We start from the raw sequence: 6,814 nt of genomic DNA, 5'->3' as shown, positions 1-6,814 counted from the left end.
AATGAAGAAGTTCTGGTTTAATTGAATGTTATTAATTGAGCTAATTACTCTAATGAAGAAGTTCTGGTTTAATTGAATGTTATTAATTGAGCTAATTACTCTAATGAAGAAGTTCTGGTTTAATTGAATGTTATTAATTGAGCTAATACTCTTCACGGGTTTCCAGTATTTTCTGAACAGTTTCAAGTATATCAAATGGCATCATGAGTTCAGCCCTTTCTGTATGGTGGTAGGAACAGTAACGGGCCTGGCCTGTTTCATCATCCCTTCCATTGTAGAAGTAGCAGATATCATCAACGTTGATTATAATAGGTAATAGCTTCATATGATTCCTTTTGTGCTCGGTTACCAGATAGATCCTGCTGCTGTCCATGGGCTCATTGCTCTTTACCTTCACCGCCCTGAATGGAGCCCTGGTTGACATATACCTCTTGACAGTGTATTCATAGACCCCATCATTCAGGACCCCCTCACCTGGAATAACAAGAGATGTTTTACTGTAAACATCACCCATCACATCCCTGAGTTCCAGCAGATAATCTATCAGGATACTGTAACGTTTCCTGTACTCATCCTCAGATACGCGGGGTCCATGGCCCTCCCATATGTTCCGGTATCTTGAAACCTTTCTGAGAATTGTCGGGATATCAGGATCCGAGAGTACCCTTAGGAACTCATCGTCAGGTTTTCCAAAGGATTTACGGATCTGATTTCTGGTGTAATTATCGTTAAGACCCATTCTAAGTATTCTGCTTAATTTAAATAGCTTTGTTGTCCAGTTCCCGAATGTTGGCCTGTAAAACCACTCTTCCATTGAATCACTTAGAGATTCCCTCAATTTTTGCTGGAATAATATACCATAGGATGAGAGACCACTCAGTATGAGATTGAAATTGAACTCTGAGAGCACCTCAAAGAATTGCAGCAGATATTTGACCCGGGTCTCGTACTTAGCAGATGCCAGACCAGCCCATATAACTGATGCAAGAGGAAATGGAAGTTTTTCAGCCCATTTTTCAACTTCAAAGTCGTTTTCATCATCTGAAACATCATGGGGGATTTCAATGTTTTCATCCATGTCCTCGCCGAAGTCACGGTACCTTTCAGCGGTGTTAAGTATTATGAGGTTCTGCATGGTCCTTGTTATGGCGGTATATATTACCGCGTCGAGATTTTCACCGCAACTCCACTTTTCAGGAATCCAGATTATCACGTTTCTCGCTTCCCAGCCTTTAAAGCTGTGTATGGTGCTTATTTTCATCCTTTCATCAGATACGAATATCCTCTTGTTATTGGAAGGTTTATCGTTCTCTCCAAAGAGGTGATCGGTTTCCCTATCATATGTCCTGAAAAATTCTGCAACCCTCACACCCATATCATTTGTGGGCACAAGTACCACTATGTCCGAGTCATTCGCGCCTTTATTCTTAAGTGACATGTATGCTTCGAATATCTCAGCGTCCGAGTCATCGGGATTCACATTCTTCCAGATAACAGAACTTTCACTGAAGAGTGTTTTCTGGCTGACATCAAACTGGTTCTCATCCAGTTGAAGGAATGATCCCCCAAATTTACATGCGAATTCAGCTATTTCTGGCGGTAACCGGTGGATGGTTCGAAGCTCCCTCCATTTTCCCCTGAATTTCACCCTCCCTGAACCTGACATATCGTCAACCCAGCCAAGGTCCCTTTCATAGATATTCTGTGTTTTATCACAGACAAAGAAAAGCTCGTCCCTCTCTGTGAGAAAATTTGATAGAAGATCATACCATTCCCATTCAAAATCCTGACCCTCATCAATGAGGATGGCATCAAACCTGTAATCTGATGTCATAATCCTGGATTGACTCAAGGAGACATTCGGCTGGGTTCCTGGAGTCACAGGGAATTCTAAGCTCATGTATAACGTCTGAACAGAAACCATGAAAGTGCCTGAATGTTAGGAGTGACCAGTCAAAGTTATAGGGGGTCCTATCCACCATCTCCCTTATGTGGTGCCATAATGTGCGGTTGAATGTGACTATGAGGACCCTGTGACCTTTTGCAGCAAGCTTTGCCGCTCTATGGGCTATTACAAGGGTTTTACCACTTCCTGCGGCACCTCTGAGTCTTCTATGACCAGGTTCTGGGTTCGCATGCCTCTCCTGTTCTTCTGTAAGACGAAGTTCGGTCCTTTTGTCCCTGTGGTATGGTGGTATTATCCATGATTCAAGCTCCGAAGCCCATTCGGGTTTCATATATCTACTTCTTTTATAACTTAAGGCTGGTATCATGGATTCAAGGTGGTCTTCAGATAGGCAGTCATATCCAGCGCAGCTTAGATAATCATAAACCTCGAATTTTTCCTTAACATCCTCAGTTTTCATTCCATCGACATATATTCCAGTACGTACGATACCGTAAATTTTCCGATTTTCATCTGTCATCTCACCCATAGATGGGATCAGCTGCTGGATTATCTTCTTTTTGTAGTATTCAAGGCGCTTTATTTCGGTTTCAAGGTCTCCATCCATATCATCAAGGACACTGTAAATCATTATCCCTATCATGGGATTAACGAGAATAAGGTCTGGGCGGGAACCATTGAGGTGGGGTTTAATATACAGCTTCCAGTCATCTGGAAGGTTCTCCCTGAGAAAAGATATGAATCTTTCTTCACCAGAGCTCAGATTCTTATTTTCCTGTGGAATGTAAACCCTCCCTTCACTCAACAAACAACCCCCTGTTTATTGAAGAATATTCATTCACATTCCATTTTCACATTCATAGGTTAAATAGTTATTACCATTGATGTCTTCAATGCAAAAACGGTTAACTAATATGCACAATATATATGCTCTTATGAAGAACCATCTGGTGGCCCATATTCTGAACCGTGTTGCTGACTACATGGAACTCAGGGGTGATGAATTCAGGACAAAGGCCTACAGGAGGGCCGCAAGGACAGTTGAATTTCTCGGGGAGGACATAGAGGATGTTGCAGCCCAGGGGAGACTCAGGGAACTCCCGGGTATAGGGGAGAACATCGCTGCAAAGATAGAGGAGATACTATCCACGGGTTCACTTTCACTTCTTGAGAGACTGGCAGGGGAATACCCGGTGGACCTTGACTCCCTTCTCTCTGTGGAGGGTGTGGGTCCAAAGACGGTTAAACTCCTCTACGAGGAGCTGGGGATAAAGACACTGGACGACCTGGAGGAGCAGGCAAGGAGGCACCGTATAAGGAGGATCAGGGGGATGGGTGAGAAGAGGGAGGCCATGATACTCCGCAACATTGAACTTGCAAGGTCAAGGATCTCCAGGAGACCCCTCGCCTACGTGGTCCCGCTGGCATCAAGGATAAAATCAGAGCTCCTTGAAATTGAAGGTGTAAGGAGGGTTGAGGTGGCAGGCTCCATAAGGAGGGGCCGGGAGACCGTCGGGGACATCGACATCCTGGTGACAGCCACCGACCCCCGGAGGGTCATGGACCACTTCACCTCCATGGACCTGGTTGATGAGGTCGTGGTTAAGGGCCCCAGGAAGTCGACTGTGCGCCTCAGGGAGGGCCTTGACTGTGACCTGAGGGTCTTCGACGATGAGGTCTTTGGATCGGCACTCCTGTACTTCACAGGTTCATGGGAGTTCAACGTTGAGCTCCGGAGGATAGCCATCTCCTCATCAATGAAGCTCAGTGAATACGGCCTGTTCAGGGGGGATGAGAGGGTCGCCGGGAGGACAGAGGCCGGGGTACTGGAGGCACTTGGCCTCACATACATTGAACCTGAACTCAGGGAGAACCGTGGCGAGGTGGCCGCTGCAGCGGAGGGAAAACTCCCGGACCCTGTAAACCTTTCAGATATCAGGGGCGACCTCCACATGCACAGCCTCTTCAGTGACGGCATCGATGCAATGGAGTACATGGCAGAGTACGCATCCATCCTCGGGAGGGAGTACATTGCCTTCACTGACCATGCAAGGTACATCGATGATCTGGATGCATACCTCAGGGCTGCTGAGCGTATAGAGGACGTTGAGGTCCTTGCAGGTGTGGAGGTCAACATACTGAATGATGGAAGCCTTGAGATCCCTGATAAAATCCTTCAGGACTTTGAACTGGTTGTTGCAAGCATCCATGACCCTGGAAACATCACAGAGAGGCTTCTGGGAGCAATGGAGCATGACCCGGTGGATATAATAGGCCACCCCACCGGGCGGGTGCTGGGGTCACCTGACCCCCTGGTTGACATGGAGAGGGTGGTTGAACGTGCCTCCCAGGTGGGAGTCGCCCTGGAGGTGAACTCCAACCCCCTCCGCCTGGACCTGAGGGATACACATGTTAAGATGGCGGTTGATGCAGGCTGCAGGATCGCAATAAACAGTGACGCCCACTCACGGGGGGCCCTTGAGAATATCAGGTGGGGTGTTATAACCGCAAGGCGTGGCTGGGCAGAGCCTGATGATGTGATAAACACCATGGGAATCAGGAAACTCAGAAGGTGGCTTGGTGACTGAGGGTGAGGTTAATGACGTCAATTCTGATAGTGGAGGACGAGGCACTCATAGCATCGGACCTCCGGATGAAACTGGAGGATATGGGTTACAGGGTCGTCGGCGTTGCAGCCACAGGTGAAGAGGCCCTCAAACTGATAGCAGAGAAGAGGCCTGACCTTGTGCTCATGGATATAGTTCTGAGGGGTGAAATGGATGGTGTGGATGTGGCCATCAGGGTGAAGGACCTAAGGGTCCCCGTTGTTTTTCTAACAGCCTACTCTGACCCTGAGACCATAGGGAGGGCCAGGAGGGCCGGGGCCTACGGTTACCTCCTCAAACCCTACAGTGACCGGACACTTAAGGTGACAGTGGAAACAGCACTCAAACGTTACCGTGCGGACATAAGGGACCTCCTGAAGGTTCCGAAGGAGAGGAAGACAGGTGCGGTCCCGGGGGTCCTTGTGGTTGAGGATGAGGCTATCGTGGCAGCCGACCTTTCACATAAACTGGAGGAGGCAGGGTTCAGGGTAGTGGGGGTTGAGGATACAGGTGAGGGTGCTGTATCAGCTGCTGCGGAACTCCAGCCAGACGTGGTCCTCATGGACGTCTACCTCAGGGGTGATATGGATGGTATAAAGGCCGCGGAGGTGATACAGGGCGAGCAAGGGATACCTGTAATATACCTCACAGCCTACGCCGATGACCCAACCCTCGCCAGAATACTGGAGACGGAACCCTATGGCTACCTCATCAAGCCCTTCAGCACCGAGCAGCTGAGGGCAGAGATCGAGGTGGTTCTCCAGACCATAAGGGACACCATGGATTACTCAAGGAGGATGCAGGAGGTCATAGTCACCAAGGCCGAGGAGATGAAGATGGAGAAGACCGGCATCTTCTTTGTATCATCGGTGATACTTGGACTTGCAGCCTACGGCTTCATAACACGGAGCATGACCTGGCTCATGTACACACTCTTCATACCGGTTATCTACAGTCTCCTGCATCTTTCATTCAGCTACAGGAAACCTGAAAGACCTGTTTCAGATTCAATGCCCATGGTGAGCATTATAGTACCCGCCAACAATGAGGAGAACACCATTGAGAGGTGCGTTGAGACCCTCTCATCCCTGGACTACCATGTCAACGGCAGAAGGAACTATGAGATCATAGTGGTGAATGACGGCTCAACGGATCGTACCGGTGAGATCCTCGAGGACCTGGTGAAGAGGTACAGGCACCTGAAGGTTGTTACAAGGAGGGCCCCCTTCGCCTTCAACGGTAAGGGGTACGCCCTTAACGATGGTGTGACACTGGCCGAGGGCGACATCATAGCGGTCTTTGATGCAGACGCAAGGGTTGAACCCGATTTTCTCAGGAATATAGTCCCCTACCTTGATGGTGATGATGTGGCCGGCGCCCAGTCCAGGGTGAGGATGTACAATGCAGATGAGAACATCCTCACAAAGATGCAGGACCTTGAGTTTGCCATATTCGGCAATGTCATCATGAGGTCAAGGATGAACATGGATGTCCCGGCCTTCCTGGGAGGCAACGGGCAGCTGGTTAAGAGGATGGTTGTGGAGGAGATAGGGGGCTGGGATGGTTACGCTGTTACAGAGGACCTGAACCTGAGCGTCAAGCTGATGCTCAGGGGGTACAATGTCAGGTATTCCCCTGAGGCAGAGGTCTTCCAGGAGGCGGTGCGCGATTGGCCGGCCTTCTTCAGGCAGAGGACCCGCTGGCTCACAGGTAACCTTGAGACCCTCTTCGTCTACCTCGCCCCGATGATTGAGGCCCCCATACCACTTCACAGGAAGCTTGACGCCATATTCTACCTCTTCTCCATGATCTTCATAGGATTCGTTATGTTGGGGTACATTGTATTCATCCTCAACCTTGCGGGATTCGGATTCAGGATGGAGGCCCCATTCATAATAGGCCTCATATCAACTGTGGCGTTCTTCCCCCTTACAATGAGCGGCATAAAGATGGATGGCTACAGCATACCCCGCACCATCCTGTTATCCATTGAGTACTGGGCCTACTGTCTGTACCTCATCCCCCTCTTTGTGGCTGCAGCGGTTCACATGCTAAGGAGGCGCGAGAGGCGCTGGGCCAAGACTGTCCACAGGGTGGGGGATAGTGGCTGCTTCACTGGTTTGTCGCAGAATTATCGGAATTCAAACCCAGCATGCTGTATGATATCAGAAGCACCCACCCCAGTGCGAGGAGTGCGGATGCCCATTCAAGTCCGGGGATGGTCCCTGAAGGGTTGAACACGGCCAGAATGTCCCAAGTCCGGGGATGGTCCCTGAAGGGTTGAACACGGCCAGAATGTCCC

4 protein-coding genes are annotated in these 6,814 nt (G+C 49.3%); 2 read left to right on the top strand and 2 right to left on the bottom strand.

Features of this window, described 5'->3' with window-relative positions; all coding sequences use genetic code 11:
• Positions 1-142: 142 nt before the first annotated feature.
• Both ACPLJI_RS08750 and ACPLJI_RS08745 read right to left on the bottom strand, forming a co-directional pair.
• Positions 143-1,852, bottom strand: a complete 1,710-nt coding sequence (locus ACPLJI_RS08750; RefSeq protein ID WP_424741248.1) for an ATP-binding domain-containing protein — start codon at positions 1,850-1,852, stop codon at positions 143-145.
• A complete protein-coding gene (locus ACPLJI_RS08745) occupies positions 1,812-2,711 on the bottom strand; it encodes a UvrD-helicase domain-containing protein (protein ID WP_424741247.1) in 900 nt (299 codons plus the stop codon). Before ACPLJI_RS08745 ends, ACPLJI_RS08750 begins: the two co-directional genes overlap by 41 nt.
• 130 nt (positions 2,712-2,841) lie before the next feature.
• Between ACPLJI_RS08745 and ACPLJI_RS08740 the strand changes: the two genes are divergently transcribed.
• Positions 2,842-4,494: a helix-hairpin-helix domain-containing protein gene (locus ACPLJI_RS08740; RefSeq protein ID WP_424730229.1), complete on the top strand. Its 1,653-nt coding sequence runs from the start codon at positions 2,842-2,844 to the stop codon at positions 4,492-4,494.
• 11 nt (positions 4,495-4,505) lie between these two features.
• Complete coding sequence (locus tag ACPLJI_RS08735) at positions 4,506-6,749, top strand: response regulator (RefSeq protein ID WP_424741246.1); 2,244 nt, start codon at positions 4,506-4,508, stop codon at positions 6,747-6,749.
• Positions 6,750-6,814 lie beyond the last annotated feature (65 nt).

It is taken from the genome of Methanothermobacter sp., assembly GCF_049720995.1.
Lineage (GTDB): Archaea > Methanobacteriota > Methanobacteria > Methanobacteriales > Methanothermobacteraceae > Methanothermobacter.
The sequence above is the reverse complement of the archived record's forward strand: the minus strand, read 5'-3'. Positions and strand labels throughout refer to the sequence as shown.